The organism is Comamonas sp. GB3 AK4-5, assembly GCF_041320665.1.
In the GTDB taxonomy this organism is placed as follows: Bacteria; Pseudomonadota; Gammaproteobacteria; order Burkholderiales; family Burkholderiaceae_C; genus Comamonas.
In genome coordinates this window covers 1,971,002-1,990,506 of record NZ_CP166730.1, presented here as the reverse complement: position 1 = coordinate 1,990,506, position 19,505 = coordinate 1,971,002, and the positions used below count along the sequence as shown (strand labels likewise).

General features: G+C 64.3%; 18 protein-coding genes. 10 read left to right on the top strand and 8 right to left on the bottom strand.

Translation table 11 applies throughout. The features are described 5' to 3' along the window. Positions 1–103: 103 nt before the first annotated feature. Together rocF and ACA027_RS08890 are read right to left on the bottom strand one after the other, a co-directional pair. Positions 104–1,081: an arginase gene (gene rocF / locus ACA027_RS08895; protein WP_370682011.1), complete on the bottom strand. Its 978-nt coding sequence runs from the start codon at positions 1,079–1,081 to the stop codon at positions 104–106. Further along, on the bottom strand, positions 1,082–2,191 hold the full coding sequence (locus tag ACA027_RS08890; RefSeq protein ID WP_370682010.1) for an ornithine cyclodeaminase: 1,110 nt from the start codon (positions 2,189–2,191) through the stop codon (positions 1,082–1,084). Positions 2,192–2,325: 134 nt separating this feature from the next. Between ACA027_RS08890 and ACA027_RS08885 the strand changes: the two genes are divergently transcribed. The 9 genes from ACA027_RS08885 (at position 2,326) to ACA027_RS08845 (ending at position 10,750) form a co-directional block, all read left to right on the top strand. Further along, positions 2,326–2,772 (top strand): Lrp/AsnC family transcriptional regulator, encoded by a 447-nt coding sequence (locus ACA027_RS08885; protein ID WP_370682547.1) that lies wholly within the window; start codon positions 2,326–2,328, stop codon positions 2,770–2,772. Between the two features lie 107 nt (positions 2,773–2,879). Next, the gene (locus tag ACA027_RS08880) at positions 2,880–3,245 is read left to right on the top strand and encodes a hypothetical protein (protein WP_370682009.1); all 366 of its coding nucleotides are present in this window, start codon (positions 2,880–2,882) and stop codon (positions 3,243–3,245) included. Positions 3,246–3,484: 239 nt separating this feature from the next. Next, on the top strand, positions 3,485–5,269 hold the full coding sequence (locus tag ACA027_RS08875; protein ID WP_370682008.1) for a nitrite/sulfite reductase: 1,785 nt from the start codon (positions 3,485–3,487) through the stop codon (positions 5,267–5,269). Positions 5,270–5,313: 44 nt separating this feature from the next. After that, on the top strand, positions 5,314–5,700 hold the full coding sequence (locus tag ACA027_RS08870) for a DUF934 domain-containing protein (RefSeq protein ID WP_370682007.1): 387 nt from the start codon (positions 5,314–5,316) through the stop codon (positions 5,698–5,700). Further along, positions 5,697–6,332, top strand: coding sequence for a phosphoadenosine phosphosulfate reductase family protein (locus tag ACA027_RS08865; RefSeq protein WP_370682006.1), 636 nt, complete (start codon positions 5,697–5,699; stop codon positions 6,330–6,332). The genes ACA027_RS08870 and ACA027_RS08865 overlap by 4 nt, the downstream gene beginning before the upstream one ends. Positions 6,333–6,552: 220 nt before the next feature. Next, positions 6,553–7,485 carry a sulfate adenylyltransferase subunit CysD gene (gene cysD / locus ACA027_RS08860; RefSeq protein ID WP_370682005.1) on the top strand — a complete coding sequence of 311 codons (933 nt, stop codon included), beginning with the start codon at positions 6,553–6,555 and terminating at the stop codon, positions 7,483–7,485. A gap of 154 nt (positions 7,486–7,639) precedes the next feature. Beyond that, the gene (locus tag ACA027_RS08855; RefSeq protein WP_370682004.1) at positions 7,640–9,019 is read left to right on the top strand and encodes a sulfate adenylyltransferase subunit 1; all 1,380 of its coding nucleotides are present in this window, start codon (positions 7,640–7,642) and stop codon (positions 9,017–9,019) included. Positions 9,020–9,325: 306 nt separating this feature from the next. Then, on the top strand, positions 9,326–9,655 hold the full coding sequence (gene fdxA, locus ACA027_RS08850; RefSeq protein WP_370682003.1) for a ferredoxin FdxA: 330 nt from the start codon (positions 9,326–9,328) through the stop codon (positions 9,653–9,655). 12 nt (positions 9,656–9,667) lie between these two features. Further along, positions 9,668–10,750, top strand: coding sequence for an NAD(P)/FAD-dependent oxidoreductase (locus tag ACA027_RS08845; RefSeq protein WP_370682002.1), 1,083 nt, complete (start codon positions 9,668–9,670; stop codon positions 10,748–10,750). 24 nt (positions 10,751–10,774) lie between these two features. On the opposite strand, the gene ACA027_RS08840 is transcribed toward ACA027_RS08845, so the two are convergent. The 3 genes from ACA027_RS08840 to mdlC all read right to left on the bottom strand — a co-directional run bounded on the left by ACA027_RS08840 (position 10,775) and on the right by mdlC (position 15,363). After that, complete coding sequence (locus ACA027_RS08840; protein WP_370682001.1) at positions 10,775–12,175, bottom strand: MFS transporter; 1,401 nt, start codon at positions 12,173–12,175, stop codon at positions 10,775–10,777. A 64-nt stretch (positions 12,176–12,239) separates the two neighbouring features. Beyond that, positions 12,240–13,688 (bottom strand): aldehyde dehydrogenase, encoded by a 1,449-nt coding sequence (locus ACA027_RS08835; RefSeq protein WP_370682000.1) that lies wholly within the window; start codon positions 13,686–13,688, stop codon positions 12,240–12,242. A 49-nt stretch (positions 13,689–13,737) separates the two neighbouring features. Beyond that, positions 13,738–15,363 carry a benzoylformate decarboxylase gene (mdlC, locus tag ACA027_RS08830; protein WP_370681999.1) on the bottom strand — a complete coding sequence of 542 codons (1,626 nt, stop codon included), beginning with the start codon at positions 15,361–15,363 and terminating at the stop codon, positions 13,738–13,740. 148 nt (positions 15,364–15,511) lie between these two features. On the opposite strand from mdlC, the gene ACA027_RS08825 reads away from it, so the two are divergent. Next, positions 15,512–16,468: a LysR family transcriptional regulator gene (locus ACA027_RS08825; protein ID WP_370681998.1), complete on the top strand. Its 957-nt coding sequence runs from the start codon at positions 15,512–15,514 to the stop codon at positions 16,466–16,468. Positions 16,469–16,870: 402 nt separating this feature from the next. Here the strand turns inward: ACA027_RS08825 and ACA027_RS08820 are convergent, their stop codons facing one another. From ACA027_RS08820 to ACA027_RS08810, 3 genes are all read right to left on the bottom strand, one after another. Continuing rightward, on the bottom strand, positions 16,871–18,172 hold the full coding sequence (locus ACA027_RS08820) for a hypothetical protein (protein ID WP_370681997.1): 1,302 nt from the start codon (positions 18,170–18,172) through the stop codon (positions 16,871–16,873). Positions 18,173–18,290: 118 nt separating this feature from the next. Next, positions 18,291–18,914 carry a hypothetical protein gene (locus ACA027_RS08815; protein ID WP_370681996.1) on the bottom strand — a complete coding sequence of 208 codons (624 nt, stop codon included), beginning with the start codon at positions 18,912–18,914 and terminating at the stop codon, positions 18,291–18,293. Continuing rightward, a complete protein-coding gene (locus tag ACA027_RS08810) occupies positions 18,914–19,261 on the bottom strand; it encodes a type I restriction endonuclease subunit M (RefSeq protein WP_370681995.1) in 348 nt (115 codons plus the stop codon). The genes ACA027_RS08815 and ACA027_RS08810 overlap by 1 nt, the downstream gene beginning before the upstream one ends. Positions 19,262–19,505: the final 244 nt, after the last annotated feature.

Here is a 19,505-nt window from a genome sequence, read left to right as displayed (position 1 = left end):
GCGGTACCACTTTTGGTGGTACCGCTTTTATTTTTCGCCGCTATCGCTTGCTATATCTACAAAGGCCGCTCATTTATCGCGAGCATGCCGACCTCTGTTCAGCTCAGCGCGCCTCGGGCGTGCGCACCAGGGTGCTTTTGCCGAACAGGCTTTCCACCAGGTCCACCACCAGCTCGGCGGTCTGGTTGCGGATGTCGAGTGCGGGGTTGAGCTCCACGATGTCGATGGAGGCCAGGCGGCCGGTGTCGGCAATCATTTCCATGCACAGCTGGGCCTCGCGGTAGTTGGGGCCGCCGCGCACGGTGGTGCCGGTGCCGGGCGCGATGTCGGGGTCCAGAAAGTCCACGTCAAAGCTCAGGTGCAGGTGTACATCGTCACCTTCAGGGCCGCTGAGGCCGGCCAGGGCGCGCAGCATGACTTCGCGCATGCCCAGCTCGTCCACGGCGCGCATGTCAAACACCTCCAGGCCCAGCTTCTGGATCATGCGTTTTTCCACATCGTCCACGCTGCGCAGGCCGATCTGGCAGATGGCACTGCCCTGCACCGCCGGCTTGGCGCCGGACATGGTGGCCAGCGGTTCCGGCCCATGGCCGCACAGGCTGGCCACGGGCATGCCGTGCAGATTGCCGGTGGGGCTGATGTCGGGCAGATTGCAGTCGGCATGGGCGTCCAGCCACAGCACGCGCAAACGCTTGCCCGTGGCACGGCAGTGGCGGGCCACGGCGCTGATGGAGCCGGTGGCCAGGGTGTGGTCGCCGCCCAGCATGATGGGCAGGTTGCCGGCCTGCAGCTGCTCCAGCACGGCGTCGTGCGTGGCCTGATTCCATGCCAGGCATTCGGCGTAATTGCGCAGGCCTTGCGCGTCGCGCTCGCTGCGGGGGTTCGGTGGGCCGGCCAGGTTGCCTATGTCGTGCACCTGCACGCCAAAGCCTGCCAGCGCCGGGCCGAGCTGGGCCACGCGCAGCGCATCGGGCCCCATGGCCGCGCCCAGGCGGCCGGCCCCCACGTCGGTAGGCACTCCAATCAGTGTGACGGCTTGCGGTGTCTGCACTTCGTACTCCTCTTTTTGCAGTGACTTCATTCAGGCGACTTTTTGCCAGGCGTTTGCAGCCTTGCCTGCTGCAGCCTGTGCTTTCAACAGAGCGAACAGATCCTTGGGATCGTCCAGCGTGGGCACCAGCTCGATGCGCGACAGCAGGCCGGCCTCGCGGCCCAGCGCATGCATGGTACGCAGGGCCGAGTAATCCTCCAGCGCAAAACCCACGGAGTCGAACAGGGTGATCTGCTGCGCGGATACCCGGCCCGGTGCTTGACCGGCCAGCACACGCCAGAACTCGGTGACGGCGAAGTCGGCCGGCATTTGCTGCAGCTCGCCCTCCAGCCGGGTCTGGGGCTCGTATTCCACAAACACGCTGCTGCGCTCCAGCACCTCGGCGGACAGCTCGGTCTTGCCGGGGCAGTCGCCGCCCACGGCGTTCAGGTGCATGCCCGGCGCCAGCACGCTGGCGTCCAGCACCACGGCATTGCGCTTGTCGGCGGTGACGGTGGTGACGATGTCGGCGCCTTGTACGGCGGCCTGCACGCTGTCGGCAATGTGCAGCTCCACGCCAAGCGCGGCGGCCCAGGGTGCCAGATTGCGCTGCAGTTTCTCGGAGGCTGCGCGGTCCACATCGAACAGCTGCAGCCGGCGCACACCGAGCAAATCGATAAAGGCCAGGGCCTGGAATTCGCTTTGCGCGCCATTGCCTATCAAGGCCATGCATCGGCTGTCCGGGCGGGCCAGGCGATGCGCCACCATGGCCGATGTGGCCGCGGTGCGCAGCGCGGTGGTCAGCGTCAGCTCGCTGACAAAGCGCGGCGCGCCGGTGGCCACATCGGCCAGGGCGCCAAAGGCCATCACCGTGGGCAGGCCGTACTGGGTGTTGATGGGGTGGCCGTTGACGTATTTGAAGGCGTAGTCCTGGGCATCGGCCACGGGCATGAGCTCGATCACGCCGCTGGCGGAATGGGCGGCCGTGCGCGCGGTTTTGTCGAAGTCGTTCCAGCGGGCAAAGTCGGCTTCCAGCGCACTCACCATCTGGCGCAGGCATTCCAGCACGCCCACGCGCACCACCAGGCGGGCGGCGTCGCTGGCACTCAAAAAATCGGTCTGCACCTGGGGCTGGTGCAGGCGGGTAGGCAAGGCAGTCATAGGCTCTCCATCGGGCTGCGTGCAGCGGATGCTCCAAGCGTGACACAGAAGGCTAACAATTCAAATTGCCAAATTCTTATGAAAATAGTCAAATACCTGCCATTTAGACAGCTTTGATTGCCACTATGTCCAATCTGGACCAGATTGACCAGCGCCTGATTGCCCTGCTGCGCCACAACGCCCGCGAGAGCGTGGCCACGCTGGCGACCAGGCTGGGCGTGTCGCGCGGCACCGTGACCAACCGCCTGCGCCGGCTGGAAGATGACGGTGTGATCGTGGGCTACACGCTGCGCCTGCGCCCCGAGGCCGAAACCGATGGCCTGCAGGCCTGGATGAGCATTGCCATCGAGGGCAACGACGCCCGGCGCGTGGCCGTGACGCTGCTGGGCGACCCGGCCGTGCAGGCCCTGCATGCCACCAACGGCCAATGGGATTTGCTGGCCGAGCTGCAGGTGGCCACCTTGCCCGAGCTGGCCCGGGCGCTGGAGCGCATACGCCTGATCAAGGGCATCAGCCATTCGGAAACCAGCATCCACCTGGAAACGCTGCGCGCCACGGCATCTAGCAAAAAAGATAGCTGACTGTGCGGGTGCTGCTTGCATTTCCAAGCACAATGCCCCGCAGAGCCAGATAACAACCGCACAACAAGCTCCTATTTTTAATAAGTCATCCTGGAACGGAGTCCCCCATGTACCTCGCTCTCAAGCATTCCCACATGCTGCTGGCCGTGCTGTCGCTGCTGTGCGCGTTGCTGTTCACCGCCACGGCCTGGAAGCAGCAGCCCGCCGGCAAGACCCCGCTGTGGTATGTGCTCACCCGCATCAGCGGCGGCCTGGCCGCACTGACGGGCCTGGCCATCACCTTTGTCGGCCCCTGGCAGCACATGGTCTATCCCTACATCGGCCTGGTTCTGTTTGTGGTGCACGGCCTGTGCGCCACCTTCTCCAAGCGCCTGCTCTGCGACCCCGCTGCGGCCACCCGCCGCACCCTGCTGGCGGCGCAGCTGCTGTTCCTCGTGGCCACGGCCGGCATCATGAGCACCAAGCCGTTTTAAGATCGTGAACACGTTCTAAGCCCAACTCCGGCAAATCCACCCTCTTCATCAGCCCGCCGCGCGCGGGCTTTTTTTTCGCCCTTTCGCGTCTCCTTACCCTCTATTTGCGCCTTGCTTGATGCTTTTATATATTCAATTAGATATACATGAAGCAGAAAACAATAGTTTGTTTTCATATAAGCATTCTCTACAGTGCAGTCCATCCAGCCAGGCCGGCATCCCATGCACGCACCGTAGCCATGTACCAATACACCGAATTCGACAAAGCCTTCGTCCACCAACGCGCCGCCCAGTTCCGCGACCAGCTTGAGCGCTGGCAAAGCGGCAAGCTGCCCGAGGACGACTTCCGCCCCCTGCGCCTGCAAAACGGCTGGTATGTGCAGCGCTACGCCCCCATGCTGCGCGTGGCCGTGCCCTACGGCGAAATCAATGCCGCCCAGATCCGCGTGCTGGCCCGCGTGGCCCGCGAATACGACGCCCCCGAGGCCGAAGTCTTCCGCACCGCCATGGAAGGCCAGAGCAAGCTGGGCACCACCTTTTTGCCCACGCACTGCGCCCACTTCACCACGCGCACCAATGTGCAGTTCAACTGGATTCCGCTGTCCAAGTCCGCCGATGTGATGGACCTGCTGGCCAGCGTCAATCTGCACGGCATCCAAACCAGCGGCAACTGCATACGCAACACCACCACCGACGCCCTGGCCGGCATTGCACCCGACGAGATCGTCGACCCCCGGCCCTATGCCGAAATCCTGCGCCAGTGGACCACGCTGCACCCCGAGTTCGCCTTTTTGCCGCGCAAGTTCAAGATCGCCATCAGCGGCGCCCAGGAAGACCGCGCCGCCACCGGCTGGCATGACGTGGGCCTGCATGTGCTGAAGAACGCGGCCGGCGAGGTGGGCTTCAAGGTGTTTGTCGGCGGCGGCATGGGCCGCACGCCGGTGATTGGCACCGTGATCCGCGAGTTCCTGCCCTGGAACCAGATCATGAATTACATCGAGGCCATCGTGCGCGTCTACAACGAGCTGGGCCGGCGCGACAACAAGTACAAGGCCCGCATCAAGATCCTGGTCAAGGCCGAAGGCCAGGCCTATATCGACGCGGTGGAGGCCGAGTACCGGCAAATCGTCGAGGTCGATGGCGGCCCCCACACCGTGCCCCAGGCCGAGTTCGACCGCGTGGCCACCATGTTCACCACGCCCGCCCTGCCCGTGGTGGCTGATCCTGCAACCGACGAGCAAACCCTGGTCGAGCAAGCCGCTGCCGAACCTGCTTTTGCCCGTTGGTTGTCGCGCAATGTGCATGCCCACAAAACACCCGGCCTGCGCGCCGTGACCCTGTCCTTCAAGCGCGTGGGCCAGGCCCCGGGCGACGCCACCGGCGACCAGCTCGATGCCCTGGCCGAGCTGATGGACAGCTTCTCCGCCAGCGAGGCCCGCGTCACCCACGACCAGAACGTCATGCTGCCCTGGGTGCAGGTGAGCCAGTTGCATGCACTGTGGCAGCGCGCCAAGGCCCTGGGCCTGGCCAGCACCAATGTGGCCCTGCTGACCGACATGATTGCCTGCCCCGGCGGCGACTTCTGCGCCCTGGCCAATGCCCGCAGCCTGCCGATTGCCGAGGCCATCACCCAGCGCTACCAGGACCTGGACGAGCTGGACGATATCGGCGACATCGACTTGCACATCAGCGGCTGCATCAACAGCTGCGGCCACCACCACAGCGGCCATATCGGCATTCTGGGCGTGGACAAGGACGGCAAGGAGTGGTACCAGGTCACGCTGGGGGGCTCGGACGGCGCTGAGCTGTCCGGCCCTGCCCAGGCCGGCAAGGTGATCGGCCCCTCGTTCAGCGCCGCCGAAGTGCCCGATGTGCTGGAGGCCGTGCTCTCCACCTACCGCGACCTGCGCCAGCCCGGCGAAGCCTTTGTGGACGCGGTGCGCCGCATCGGCCTGGAGCCCTTCAAGGAAGCCGGCAAGGGCGCACGCCACCCGGCGCCCGAGCTGGAAGACACCGCAGCCTGAGCCCCCTCACACCAGAAAAAAACCAAGCAGCACAAGGACATTCCATGAAAATTCTGGCCCATTCCGACTACCAGCTCCCCGCCGAAAGCCAGGGCAGCGTGCTGGTGCTGGCCAACGATGTGAACGCACTCGAAGCCAAGCTGGACGGCATCACCCAGGTGGACCTGCACTTCCCCGCCTTCACCGATGGCCGCGCCTTCACCCAGGCCTATCTGCTGCGCCGCCGCCGCGGCTTTGCCGGTGATATCCGCGCCACCGGCGATGTGCTGATCGACCAGCTGGTGCAAATGCAGCGCACGGGTTTCAGCAGCGCCGTGCTGCGCGAGGACGTGGATGCCTCCGCAGCCCAGCGACAGTTCGAGCGTTTTGGCGGCTTCTACCAGGCCGATGCCGTGCACGCCAAGCCCCACTTTGCCCAGGAGGCCGCATGAGCCAGTCCGCCCCTAGCCTGGACCTAGACCGCGTCAACGCCGAACTCGGCCATGACGCCGCAGCCCTGGTGCGCTGGGCCGCGGCCCTGGGCCAGCCCAGCATAATCACCACCAACTTCCGCCCCTTCGAGGCCGTGATCCTGCACCTGGTCACGCAAGTCCAGCCCGATATGCCCGTGGTCTGGATGGACAACGGCTACAACACCGAGGCCACCTACCGCTTTGCCGACGCGGTGAGCAAGCAGCTGAAGCTCAATCTGAAGATTTACCTGCCGCGCCGCTCCCGCGCCCACCGCGAGGCCGTGGAAGGCCCCACGCCCGCGCTGGACGACCCGCGCCACGGCGACTTCACCGGCGAAGTCAAGCTTGAGCCCTTTGCCCGCGCCCTGCGCGAGACGGCACCCAAGGTCTGGTTCACCGCGCTGCGCGCCACCGACACCGCCGTACGTGCACAGATGGAGCCCGTCAGCATCAACCCCGACGGGCTGATCAAGGTGGCACCGCTGCTGCATTGGTCGTCCAAGGACTTGTACGAGTACTGCGAAAAGCACGGCCTGCCCAACAACTTCGACTATGTGGACCCCACCAAGGGTGAGGACAACCGCGAGTGCGGGCTGCATATATCTCACTAACCCCCTGAGCCGCGTTGCGGCTTCCCCCTTTCTCGCTGCGCGGAAGGGGGACGGCACCAGCGCGGCGGGGCGGCCCTTGCGCGGTGCCCTGACGTGCGCCGCGCCCTGGCTTCACTCCCTCGCCCCTCCGGGGAGAGGGTGGGGGTGAGGGGCTGGCTGCCATGGAGCAATGTTGGATATCAGACAGCAAAGCTGTCACCCGATTTGAATGGATAAAGCAATGAACGCCCGTGTTGATACCGCCGTGCTGAGCCAGCTCAGCAACCGCCATCTGGATGCGCTGGAAGAGGAAACCATCTTCATCCTGCGTGAAGTGGCCGCCGCCTTTGAACGCCCGGCCCTGCTGTTTTCCGGCGGCAAGGATTCGCTGGTCATGCTGCGCTGCGCCGAGAAAGCTTTTGGCGTGGGCCGTATCCCCTATCCGTTGTTGATGATCGATACCGGCCACAACTTCCCCGAGGTGACCGATTTCCGCGACCTGCGCGCCCAGGAACTGGGTGCCGAGTTGATTGTGCGCAACGTGGAAGACTCCATGGCCCGCGGCACGGTGCGCCTGGCCCATGCGGGCGAATCGCGCAATGTGCACCAGTCCGTCACGCTGCTCGAAGCGATCGAGGAATTCCGCTTCGACGCTCTGATTGGCGGCGCCCGCCGCGATGAGGAAAAGGCCCGCGCCAAGGAGCGCATCTTCAGCCACCGCGACAGCTTTGGCCAATGGCAGCCCAAGGCCCAGCGCCCCGAGCTGTGGACGCTGTTCAACACCCGCATTGCCCCGGGCGAGCATTTCCGCGTCTTCCCCATCAGCAACTGGACCGAGTTGGATGTGTGGCAGTACATCGACCGCGAGCGCATCGCCCTGCCCAGCCTCTACTACAGCCACCCGCGCGAGGTGGTGGAGCGCAAGGGCCTGCTGGTGCCCGTCACGCCGCTGACCCCGCCCAAGGACGGCGAACAGGTGGAGCAGCGCGATGTGCGCTTTCGCACCGTGGGCGACATCACCTGCACCTGCCCGGTGGAAAGCCGGGCCGCCACGGCAGCCGACATCGTGGTCGAAACCCTGGCGGCGGATGTGAGCGAGCGCGGCGCCACGCGCATGGATGACAAGACCAGCGAGGCATCGATGGAGAAGCGCAAGAAAGACGGGTATTTCTAAGCACTCCCCCTGAGACGCTGCGCGTCTTCCCCCTCTCTGGCTTCGCCGGAGGGGGACGGCACCAGCGCGGCGGGGCGGTCCTTGCGCGGCGCCCTGGTGTGGGGCGCGCCAGTTTTATGCGGCGTGGGACAAGCTTGATCGCAGAAAGAATTTGATGACTGAAACTATTACTTCCATAGCTGCTCATGCAGGCACAGCAAGCGCTGCGGCCTCAAACAATCAAAATACCGACCATGCATCCGCGCTGCGCTTTATCACTTGCGGCTCGGTGGATGACGGCAAGAGCACGCTGATTGGCCGGCTGCTGGTGGACACGCGCGCCGTGCTGCAGGACCAGTTGGCTGGCGTCACCAAAAGCGGTGAGACGGATCTGGCCCTGCTCACCGACGGCCTCTCGGCCGAGCGCGAGCAAGGCATCACCATCGACGTGGCTTACCGCTACTTCACCACCGAGGCGCGCAAGTTCATCATTGGCGATGCGCCCGGCCATGAGCAGTACACCCGCAACATGGTCACCGCCGCATCGAGTGCCGACGCCGCCGTGGTGCTGGTCGACGCCAACAAGCTGGACTGGCAAAACCCCGCGCTCACGCTGCTGCCGCAAACCCGCCGTCACAGCCTGCTGGTGCATTTGCTGCGCGTGCATTCCCTGGTGTTTGCCGTCAACAAGCTGGACGCCGTGGCCGATCCGGCCCTGGCCTTTGCCCATATCAGCGCCGCCCTGCAGCGCTTTGCCCAGGAGGCCGGGATTGCCGTCACCGCCACGGTGCCGGTCTCGGCCCTCAAGGGCTACAACGTGGTAACGGCCGAGCCTGGCTGGGCCGGCTACCAAGGCCCCAGCCTGTTGCAGTTGCTGGAGCGACTGCCCAACACCCCGGCCGATACCGCCCTGCCCTTGGCCCTGCCCGTGCAGTGGGTGGAGAAGTTCCACGATAGCGCCGTCACCACCCAGGGCCGCCGCGTGTTCTGGGGCCGCGTGGCCGCAGGCAGCGCCCAGCTGGGCGCCCAGGTGCAGATTTTGCCCAGCGGCCAGTTGGCCCATATCGCCCAGGTGATCGATCACGCCCGCACGCCCCAGGCTGTGGCTGCAGGTCTGTCTGCCGGCATCACCCTGGACCGCGAGGTCGATGTATCGCGTGGGGACTGGATCATCGCCGCGCCGGTGCAGGCCGCAGCGGCGGAAGACGACTTTGACCAACCCGCAGCCACCAGCCCCTGGCCCAGCAGCCGCCAACTGCGTGCCACCGTGGCCTGGATGGACAACGAGCCCCTGGTGCCCGGCCGCGTCTATAACGCCTTGCACGGCCACCGCTGGGTCAAGGCCAAGGTGCAGCGTGTGGTGCACCGGCTGAACATCCACAGCCTGGCCCAGGAAGAAGCCCAGCAGCTGGAGCCCAATGCCATTGGCGTGGTGGAGCTGGCGCTGCAGGAGGCCATTCCCACCGCCTCTTTTGCCACGGCGCGCCAGCTCGGCTCGCTGATTCTGGTGGACACCGCCAGCCATGCCACGGCCGCTGCTGTTCTGGTGGGGTGAGATGGCCCCTCTGAGGCACTGCGTGCCTTCCCCTGCTCTCGCTTCGCTGCGCTCGCGGGCAGGGAAACATTGCCCGCGCGGCGGGGCGGCCCTTGCGCAGCAGCCCTGGCCTGGGGCGGCGCCAGTTTTATACGTCGCGCCCAGGCTTTATTCCATAGGAGCGATAGGGTGCACTGAGCGCCACCTTGAGCCACCCGCTGCGCCCGTCGCAGATGGGCCTTTAACTCCTGTTCCGCCCCGCCTGCTGGAGGGGCATGGGAAAACACCTAAAATCATGGGGTTTCACCGAACCTCATAAGAACAACCATGACTCACGTCGTCACCGAAAACTGCATCAAGTGCAAATACACCGACTGTGTGGACGTTTGCCCCGTGGACTGCTTCCGCGAAGGCCCGAACTTCCTGGTCATCGATCCGGATGAGTGCATTGACTGTGCCGTCTGCATTCCCGAATGCCCGGCCAATGCCATCTTTGCCGAAGAAGATGTGCCCGCAGACCAGTTGGCCTTCATCAAGCTGAACGCCGAGCTGTCGCTGGCCAAGGGCTGGAAGAGCATCACCAAGCGCAAGGCTTCGATGCCCGACGCCGACAGCTTCAACGGCGAGCCCGGCAAGCTCAAAGACCTGGTGCGCTAAGCCGCTGCGCCCATGCCGCTGGAAACCTCGACCCTGCCGCCCGATAGCGCCATCACCACGGTCGATGCTGTGGTGATAGGTGCCGGTCCGGTGGGCCTGTTCCAAGTGTTCCAGCTCGGGCTGCAAGGCATACAGGCCCAGGTGGTCGATGCCCTGCCCCATGTGGGCGGGCAATGTGTCGAGCTCTATGCCGACAAGCCCATCTACGACATCCCCGGCATTCGCGCCTGCACCGGCCTGGAGCTGGCAGAGCGCTTGCAAGCCCAGGCCGCGCCGTTCAAGCCGACCTACCACCTCGGCCAACAGGTGCAGACCTTGCAGCGCCTGCCTGACGGCGAGTTGCTGCTGGGCACCACGGCCGGCACCTGGCTGCGCAGCAAGAGTGTGATTCTGGCCACCGGCGTGGGGGCTTTTGTGCCGCGCCCCCTCAAGCTCAATGGCGCCGAAGCACTGGCCGCACGCGGCCAGCTGCACTACCACCCCAGCCAGCACAACCTGGCACCTCTGGCCCAGGGCCGGCATGTGGTGGTGCTGGGTGGCGATGAGACCGCCGTAGCCGCTGCTGTGTCCTGCGTGGACCAAGCCGCCAGCGTGACCTTGGTACATCGCCGCGATGTTTTTACCGGCCCCGATGCCCTGCTGGCCCAATTGGCCGAGCTGCGCAGCGCGGGCCTGCTGCAGGTGGTGGCCGGCCAGCCCGCCGCCCTGCAGCACAGCACCGATGGCGCGCTGCAGGCCCTGGAGCTGTCGCTGCCCGAGGGCGGCACCCAGGCATTGCCAGCCGAGCTGCTGCTGGGCTATCTGGGCATCTCGCCCAAGTTGGGCCCCCTGGCCGACTGGGGCCTGGCGCTGGAACGCAAGCAGCTGCCCGTGGACAGCGCGCGCTTTGCCACGGCCGAGCCCGGCATCTACGCCGTGGGCGACATCAACCACTACCCCGGCAAACGCAAGCTGATTCTGTGCGGTTTTCACGAAGCCACGCTGGCCGCCTTTGCCATCGCCGAGCAGTTGCAGGGCCGGCCACCACTGCTGCAATACACCAGCAGCAGCAGCCATTTGCACGCCTTGCTGGGTGTGCCGCATCCGGGCGACTGATACTCCTTCGCGGCGCCACAGGCGCTAGGCCTTGCTCACCCGGCGCGGAATATGGTGCTTGACCAACAGCAAGGCCACGGCCGCCAGCAACATGGCAATGCCCAGCAGATTCAAATAGCCCGCTGCCCCATAAGCCGTGATGACGGCCGCACCGGCAAAAGCACTCAAGATGGCCCCCAGGCGCCCAAACACCAAACCACAGGCCGTGCCACGCGCACGCACAGTGGTGGGATAGATAAAAGCGCACACCGCAAACATCGTGGACTGCACCGCATTGGTAAACAGGCCATGGATGCCAAAGCCCCATATCAGCAGCGCGGGCGAGGTTGCCGTGTTGATGCCCAGCATGGCAAACACCGTGACCGCGGCCCCTACGCTGCACACCACCATGGGCCAGCGTGACCCCAGACGCCCAATGACCACGGCACAGCCCAAGGCACCGATGACGCCGCCCAGGTTGTAGGCCGTCAAGCCCGAGGTGGCGAGCCCTGGCGACAAGCCCTCGGTGGTGAGCATGGTGGGCAGCCAGCTGAAAGCGCTGTAGACCGCCGTCAAACACATGAAAAATGTCAGACACACCGCAACCGTATCGCGGACAAAAAGGGGCTGGAACAAGGTATGGAAACCGGCGTGCGGCCCTACCTGAGCTTCCGAGGCATTGGAGAAACTCGCTGCCCTGTCCACCGGCCGGCCCATGCGTGCCTGCAGACGGCGCAACTCCTCCCAGCGGCTGGCATAGCGCGCCAGAAAACGGGGGGACTCCGGCAAGACAGCGAGCAGCATCAAACCCAGCAGCAGCGGGAAAGTGCCGCCGATATAAAACAACCAGCGCCAGCCCAGCCGAGGCAGCACCTCGGCGGCAAACAGCCCCGCCAGCATGCCTCCTAGCGGCACACAGACGATGGTGGCCGTCACAGCCAGGGTGCGTCGGTGGGCGGGAGTGAACTCGGCGGCCACCGTGGTCGCCGCAGGCAAGGCCCCGCCAATGCCCAAGCCGGCAACAAAGCGCAATGCGGCCAATGTCCAGACATCGCCCGCAAGCCCGATGAAGCAGGTGGCCGAACCAAAAACAAAAACGCTGGTGATCACCGCCAGACGCCGCCCCAAATGATCGGCCAGCAGGCCCGAACACGCACTGCCTATGCCCATGCCCACCAGGCCCAGCGCCACGGCGGGTGCCATGGCGCTCTTGGTGATGCCCCATTCCTGGATCATGAAGGGAATGGCAAAACCAATGAGCTGACCATCAAAGCCATCGATCACAATGGAGATGGCAGCCAGCAGCACCACCCACTTTTGCATGGCCGTGAACGGCCCATCGTCCAGCAACTCGCCCACATCGACATCCCTCGATGCTGCACTGGCGCCCGTGCTGGGCCCTGGAGGCGGCTGCGCATCGTCATGGGGTGAGATCCTGTTTTCCATCTGCTGGTCTCCTGCGTGGGGGGAATGAGGGGGCGGGAATGTGAGCTGCAGCAGCCAACAGGCATCAGAAGGGGTAGTGACGCGGGGTTTTCTGCACGCTGACCCAACGCAAATCGGTAAAGGCCGCGATACCGGCCTGGCCACCGAAATGGCCCATGCCGCTGCCCTTGACGCCGCCAAAGGGCATGGGGGCTTCGTCATGCACCGTGGGCCCGTTGATATGGCAGATACCGGACGCGATGCGCGCGGCCACCTCCAATGCACGTGCCACATCGCGGCCAAACACCGCCGCAGACAAACCATAGGCGTTGTCATTGGCGCAGGCCACAGCCGCCTCCACCCCCTGCACCCGGACAATGGCCTTGACCGGGCCAAAAGTCTCTTCGTGGTAGATGCGCATCTGCGCGGTGACACCATCCAGCAAGGTGGGCGGCATCAGCGTGCTCAGCGCCTTGCCCCCGGTCAGCAGCCGCGCGCCCTGGGCCAGGGCGTCGTCAATCAACGCGTTGCAGTGCTGCACCGTGTCCATGTCCACCACAGAGCCCAGCACCACAGGACCATCGCGGGGATCACCCTGAGGCAGCGCAGCCACCCGAGCCACCAGCTGGTGCACAAACACGTCTGCAATGCTGCCGTCCACCACGATGCGCTCGGTCGACATGCAGATCTGGCCCGAGTTGGCAAAGGCCCCGAACACAGCCGCATCGACTGCGGCATCGATATCGGCGTCGTCCAGCACCAGCAGGGGCGCCTTGCCACCCAGCTCCAACAGCACGGGCTTGAGGTGGGTGGCACAGCTGAGGGCAATTTTCTTTCCCACCCGGGTCGAGCCGGTGAAGTTGACACGGCGCACGGCCGGGTGGGCAATCAGCGCGTTGACTAGGCCTTCCGCATCAGCCGGGGCGTTGCTCAGCAGATTCACCACCCCGGGAGGCAAGCCGGCCTCTTGCAGCGCCTGCACGATCAGGCCATGGGTGGCCGGGCAACGCTCGCTGGCCTTGAGCACCACCGTGTTGCCGCAGGCCAGGGCCGTGGCCAGCGCCCGCACGCCCAGGATCACGGGCGCATTCCAGGGGGCGATAGCCAGCACCACACCGGCCGGCTGGCGCACGGCCAGCGCCAGGCTGCCCGGCACATCGGAGGGGATGACAGCGCCCTGAATCTGCGTGGTCAGGGCCGCGGCCTCCAGCAACATGCCGGCCGCCAATTGCACATTGAAGCCGGCCCACTGTGCCGTGGCACCGGTTTCGGCCGCCATGGCAGCGGCAAAGGCCTCGCCCTTGGACTCCAACCGCTGCGCCGCCCGCAGCAGCACGGCGCGGCGCTCGCTGGGGCCGGTCTGCGACCAGCTTGCAAAGGCGGCTGCAGCTGCATCGGCTGCGGCCACAGCGTCCTGCAGCGTGGCCGCAGGCGCCACCGTGGCCACGCTGCCATCGAGTGGGTTGCGGCGCTCGAACGTGGCGCCGTTGCTGGCGGGCACGGCCACACCGTTGATGTACATGGAAATCTGCATCACGCCCTCCTCGATCCAGGTTGCTCTGCGGCTTGCCGGAAATACCGTCTCAGGCCACGGCGATGTCGACCAAACAAGGCCCGTCGCTGTGCAGCGCCTGCTGCAAGACCTGGGGCAGCTCGGAAGCGGCACTGACGCGCTGCCCCACGCAGCCCCAGCCCGCCGCCAGTGCGGGAAAGTCCAGTCCGGACAGCGCCGTGCCCTGCACCACCTCGCCAGGGACAAAGCCAAACACTGGCGCGAAATCCTCAACGGCCGCATAACGGCCGTTGTTCAAAATGAGGAAGGTGATGGGCAAGCGCTGCTGCGCCGCCGTCCACATGGCCTGCATGGAATACAGGCTGGAGCCATCGCCTATCAACGCAATCACCCGCTGCCCTGGCCTGGCCAGTGCCACGCCCACCGCAGCCGGCATGCCCCAGCCCAGGCCGCCGCTGTCCATGGTGTAGAAGCTTGCGCTGCGCGTCATGGGCAGATGGCGCTGCATCACGGGGCGGGCGCTGGGCGCCTCCTCCACCACGATGTCCTGGGGATCGCGCAGCTGCGCCAGTGTCTGCAGCACATAGGCCACCGTCATCCGTGGCGTGGCGGTCGCCATGGGTGGTGGCTGCCGGCTTGCGGGGGGCGGGCGGAGCACGCATGCGGGCCGGGCCAGCAGATCCTGCAGCGTCAGGCGCATGCTGCCGAGCACCGTGGTGCCCACCGGCGTCCAGGCCGCCGTACCGGGGTCATCGGTGATCTGAAACAGCTTGGCCCCTGGCGGTATGAAGGGGCCTGCACCCTCCACGTGGTAGGTGAATGCAGGGGCGCCCATCACGAAGATCGCATCATGGCCGGCCAGCAGCTCCACCACGCGCGCGCGCAAGGCGGGCAGAAAACCGGCAAACAAACGGTGGTCTTCAGGAAAGCTGCAGCGCCCGGACATGGGGGCCGCAAACACGCGGGCGTTGTGCCGCTCCGCCAGGGCAATGATCTGCTCCCAGGCGCCGTCGCGGTCCACCGCAGCGCCCACCACCAAGGCCGGGCGTTCACAGCCATCCAGGGCCAGCCCCAGCCCCTCCAGCACCGCAGGTTGCGGCCGGATCTCGGTGCTGACCCGCCGCCGCACCAGTCTGTGGGCCGGTCTGTCCCAGTCATCCACCGGCACGGACACCAGCACCGGGCCACGCGGCGGCAGCATGGCCAGATAGCAGGCCCTGGCAATGGCCTGGGGCACATCCTCGGCCCGCGCCGGTTCTGTGCTCCACTTCACATAAGGCTTGGGCAGCTCGGTGGCCTGGACCGAGGCCAGAAATGGATCAAAAGGCAGAATGGAGCGCGCCTGCTGGCCTGCCGTAATCACCAAGGGCGTGCCGTTTTTGTGGGCCGTGAAGATATTTCCCATGGCATTGCCCACGCCGGCGGCCGAATGCAGGTTCACAAAGGCGGCGCGGCGGCTGGCCTGGGCAAAGCCGTCGGCCATGCCCACCACGCTGGCCTCTTGCAGGCCGAGGATGTAGCGGAAATCTGCCGGAAAGTTGCGAAACAGCGGCAGCTCGGTGGAGCCCGGGTTGGCAAACACCGTGGTCATGCCAAGCTGGCGCAGCAGGTCGATGACGGCATCGCGCACCGTCATGCGCTCCAGCGCGGTCTGCATGGCCGTATCGTCCACGGCCTGGGGGTTGGTGGTGTGCATCTGGGCCTCGCATGGTTCTGTGGTTGACCTCAAGCGCTGCCATCACAAAGGCCCTACAAGGCCAAAACAATGAGCAATCACTATCAGTTTTGCCAATGCGCGCCTGTTTGCAAATTGCTTTTTTGCACCAGAGTCATTATCTTTTGGCATGACTTTCGAGCTGCAACATCTCAAAGCCTTCCACACCATCGTGGCCACGGGCAGCCTGGGGCGTGCAGCCATCGCCTTGCACATCACCCAGCCCGCCCTCAGCAGAACCATCCGCAAACTGGAAGCCGCAGCAGGGGCCGCACTTTTCGAGCGCCATTCCAAGGGCATGCAGCTCACCGACATAGGCCGGGCACTGCTGCCCCATGCCAGCCTGCTGCTGCGCGAGGCAGAGCATGCGCAAGAAGAGATCCGGGCCCATCTCGGCCTGGCCCGGGGGGTCATCCGCGTAGGCGCCATCGGCAGCATTGCCTGTTCCGTGCTGCCCATCGCCATCGCCCAGACCTGCCATACCTGGCCCCAGCTCCAGGTACAGGTTCTCGAAGGGGTGTGGGACAAGCTGGCCTGTGCGCTGACCTCGCACGAGATTGATCTGGCGCTGGGTGTGGCGCTGGAGGACTGCGACCTCATCGAAGCCATCCCGGACTGCCATTGGCAAGACCGCAGCTATATCGTGGCGGGCAGCCACCACCGCCTGCACCATCAGCCCAGCCTGGGCCTGGCCGACACGCTGGAGGAACGCTGGGCCATGTTCCCCAAGGGCACCGGCCCGTTTGAACAACTCAAGGCCTTGTTTACGCGCCACGGGCTGCCCATGCCCAGCGCGGTGGTTGAAACCCGCTCCGTCACCATGCTCAAAAGCCTGATGGGCCACTCCAGCTTTCTGGGCTGGATGGCAGGCCCCATGTTCAGCACCGAATCCGAGGCCGGCCTGCTCGCCCCCCTGCCTCTGCCGGATGCCAGCGATGTCCGCACATTGACGGCTTTTCGGCGCCGCCAGGGCCTGCTGCCCGCCCCTGCCAGCAAGTTCTTGGAGCAGTTGCGCAAGTTGACAGGGCCTTTGAGCCGACCCGGCTCCGAGTCAGGTACCGCGATGGAGACAGGTCTGCAGCCATAGCCGGCCGCAGATGGCCTCTCTCCCGTAAAGTGCGCGAGACGCAATTCCGTGAGGCTCCAGGCTATCTATGGAGAGGATGGTCGATTCACTTCCGACTGGTTCAGGTATTCGAGGGAATTTCAAAACCGTAAATCCCCAGTCGATGCCAGAAAAAAATCACCAAAAAGCCCGCATTGATGCGGGCTTAGATGGATGCTGGTGCTATTCGGCGCCAGTCAATGCCAGACGCCGAATCACTCCCACTCAATTGTCAACAGATCAGAAATCAACCCGCTATTGAACGAAGCTGCACGTTGTTGCACATGCTTTGGCCTAGCTAGAAAAGACCATACCGTCACTTTTACCGTCAAAGCAACTGGTTGTCTCTGAGCGTTACTGGACGTTGAGCGAAACCGATAAAGGCTAGCACGATAACACCGTTGCAGCCGTAACTTTCCAATCTAGCAGCCCCCTGAGCAACTGCACATATTCCATCACCTGCAGCGCAGTGTCGGTCGCCCAGTCGGTCACATCCGCCGGGCTCATGCTAGATGGTTTCCACAGCCCATCGCACCAACAGCAACTGATTTTCCACTTGGTGGCGCTGATGCGCTCAAACATTGGTAGCTGCAGTTGCGCTGCTTTCCAGCGTTTGGCGATGTCCAGCTGTAGCTCGGTTGCCAACACACCTTCGCCTTGCAGCAGCAAGCGCAGCCCTAGACCAGCCCCCCAGCCTTCTTGCCGCAGCTGCACCATGGTCAGTTTGGGCCATGCTGGTGCCGCACCAAACGCACGGGGCAACTGAATCGTCAGCATGGATTGTCCCTGGCGCAGGTGCACGGCCAGTGACAGCGGCAAAGGCTCTTTGACTCCCTGCACTTGCAGTTTGACCGATGTAGCGTTGGTTAGTTGCGCTTGCAGAGTGCGCTTCACGCACCGCCACCACGCCAGCCGAAGCTCGGGCACGTCGCCCAATGCTTGAAACAGTCGTTCATGCCATGCAATGCGCCTGGCTAAAGCCTTGGCACTCAGGTTCATGGCCTCAGCCATTTCTTGAATAGCCAGCATGATGTGGCCATGCGCAGGAGCTTGACCGAGCACCCGCCTTGCAAACATCAGCACCCAGGGCACATCACAGCGACCACTATCCAAGTGCCATAGCAAAGCGTTGATCGTGTCTGGCACCTGATGCGGTGCACCGTGCACAACCGCTTGCGCATCTGCCGAATCCCGCCATTGCAACCAACTGGCTCCATCCGTGATGCCCTGGCTTTGCAAGAATGCGACCAGGCTGCGCAAACGCTGCACGGCCTTGAGTGCTGCTACTTGCTGAGTTATTTCTCCTTGCCACAGCAATACAGCCAGCTCAGCATCCTCATCAGGCCCGTATTGCAACAGCAGTGCTTCCAACCGCGCCAAGCTGCCCAAGCCCTGTTGCGGCACAGCACACCGTGCAAATGCCTGCCATGCAGCAGTGCGCTGGCTGATGGGGTCTACGGTCTGCAACGCTGCATCGACCAGTTCCAGCACCATGGCTGATTGCGGCTCCATGCAGGGCTTGGCTGTATGCACATAACGCCCAGCCTCGGCACAGCCATTGAAGCAGCACGGCCACTGCCCACTGTATTCATGCGAAACAAGCGTTGAGGTATCTAGTGCAGGCAATGTCATCGCCGCAGCCAACAAACGCCGGTAGCGGTACCACCTCAAGTGATAAGGGTGCATGGTTGAACTTTCAAAACAGGCACGCCGCAACGGCACCTGAGTGCAGCTTCAAGAGCCAAGCACCAGGCGCACAACGTTCACAAGGGAAATCAGGAAAAAGAGAGCGAGAAACTGAAACTCAAGCCAGCGCAATGGCCGTGCCACGGCGGCTGCACAAACCGACTTGCACCACCTTGTCCAAGGTGGCTTTTTCTGACCAGCGGGCATTGGTGTTGCGCAACCGCTTGCTGCCCCAATGCTCCAGCAAGGCATTCCATGGGGTCAGCGGCACACCGTCCATCAACGGGTCGAGCACCAGCAAGGAATGCGGCTTGCCATCGGCATACATCACCCCCACCGCCAGCACCCAATGGCTATAGCTGGGCGATGTGAAGCGCACCAGGCACACATGGTCAGATTCCAGGGCGGCTATCGTGCGAGCCTCTAAGTCACGGCGCAAGGGGCGGCAATGCACCTGCTCAGAAAATGGGGCAAACTGCTCCTTGAGCTGCGCAGCCGAACAGCCCGTGAAATAGCGGGACTGCCCGATGGCACAAACCTCGACCAAGCGCTCATCGGGCTCATCCTCATACAAGGCATCGCGCGACACCACACCCAGCAGCATGAGCGCCATCAGCACACAGTGGTGGCCACAAGCCATGTCACTCTCGCCCTGGCGCAGCAATACCTTGTCACCGTGGGCCAGCGCCCCTTGGCGCCCCACGCTCAGCTGGGAATGCAACACAAAGCGCTGCCCCGGCATCAGTATTCCTCGGGCAACAGCAGCGTGGTGGTGCTGCGGTCGGCTTCCGTGATGATCCACAGACGCTGCGTGGGCTCCAGCTCATATACCGACATAACCCGCGCGCCGTGCACCAGGGCTTCGGCATTGGTCTGCCGGTCCTCCTCACAGATATCACCCCAATCGCCCCCCATATGCTGCAGTAAAAACCGAAGCGGGGCCAGTTTCAAAGAGAGCAGCAACTCAACGGCCCCCGGAGTAGCGAGCACCTGGCCCAGGGGCAACAAGGGAACTGCAACACCAGAAGCAGAAGAGGAATCATTTTGGTATGCGGCGGCCTGACCTGAATCAGTCATAGAAAACTCCATTAAGGGCAAGGTGGAAAGCGGAAGCAACGCTCAGCGGCTAACCAGCCCCTTGCCCCAACCTCGCCCCCCAAAAAAGACAGGCACAGCTACGCCGCACATGCCGTTGAAGGCACGCGCGGGCAATCGGCCTGATAAATTCAGGCGGAGGACGAGGGCAAAGGGGGAAAGTGCTCGAAACGCGAGCGGAGAACGAGGCCCGTGATCAGGTGCCAAGGAGGCAGCTTACGCAGCACCAGGCCATTCA

Bases quoted from the DNA above. Each gene is read 5' to 3' on its own strand.
- ACA027_RS08890 (WP_370682010.1), bottom strand. From the start codon at position 2,191: ATGACTGCCTTGCCTACCCGCCTGCACCAGCCCCAGGTGCAGACCGAT.
- mdlC (WP_370681999.1), bottom strand. From the start codon at position 15,363: ATGCACACCACCAACCCCCAGGCCGTGGACGATACGGCCATGCAGACC.
- ACA027_RS08855 (WP_370682004.1), top strand. From the start codon at position 7,640: ATGACTGAAACTATTACTTCCATAGCTGCTCATGCAGGCACAGCAAGC.
- ACA027_RS08880 (WP_370682009.1), top strand. From the start codon at position 2,880: ATGTACCTCGCTCTCAAGCATTCCCACATGCTGCTGGCCGTGCTGTCG.
- ACA027_RS08870 (WP_370682007.1), top strand. From the start codon at position 5,314: ATGAAAATTCTGGCCCATTCCGACTACCAGCTCCCCGCCGAAAGCCAG.
- ACA027_RS08815 (WP_370681996.1), bottom strand. From the start codon at position 18,914: ATGCCGGGGCAGCGCTTTGTGTTGCATTCCCAGCTGAGCGTGGGGCGC.
- ACA027_RS08840 (WP_370682001.1), bottom strand. From the start codon at position 12,175: ATGGAAAACAGGATCTCACCCCATGACGATGCGCAGCCGCCTCCAGGG.
- ACA027_RS08865 (WP_370682006.1), top strand. From the start codon at position 5,697: ATGAGCCAGTCCGCCCCTAGCCTGGACCTAGACCGCGTCAACGCCGAA.
- ACA027_RS08845 (WP_370682002.1), top strand. From the start codon at position 9,668: ATGCCGCTGGAAACCTCGACCCTGCCGCCCGATAGCGCCATCACCACG.
- ACA027_RS08835 (WP_370682000.1), bottom strand. From the start codon at position 13,688: ATGCAGATTTCCATGTACATCAACGGTGTGGCCGTGCCCGCCAGCAAC.
- ACA027_RS08875 (WP_370682008.1), top strand. From the start codon at position 3,485: ATGTACCAATACACCGAATTCGACAAAGCCTTCGTCCACCAACGCGCC.
- ACA027_RS08810 (WP_370681995.1), bottom strand. From the start codon at position 19,261: ATGGAGTTTTCTATGACTGATTCAGGTCAGGCCGCCGCATACCAAAAT.
- fdxA (WP_370682003.1), top strand. From the start codon at position 9,326: ATGACTCACGTCGTCACCGAAAACTGCATCAAGTGCAAATACACCGAC.
- ACA027_RS08820 (WP_370681997.1), bottom strand. From the start codon at position 18,172: ATGCACCCTTATCACTTGAGGTGGTACCGCTACCGGCGTTTGTTGGCT.
- ACA027_RS08825 (WP_370681998.1), top strand. From the start codon at position 15,512: ATGACTTTCGAGCTGCAACATCTCAAAGCCTTCCACACCATCGTGGCC.
- cysD (WP_370682005.1), top strand. From the start codon at position 6,553: ATGAACGCCCGTGTTGATACCGCCGTGCTGAGCCAGCTCAGCAACCGC.
- rocF (WP_370682011.1), bottom strand. From the start codon at position 1,081: ATGAAGTCACTGCAAAAAGAGGAGTACGAAGTGCAGACACCGCAAGCC.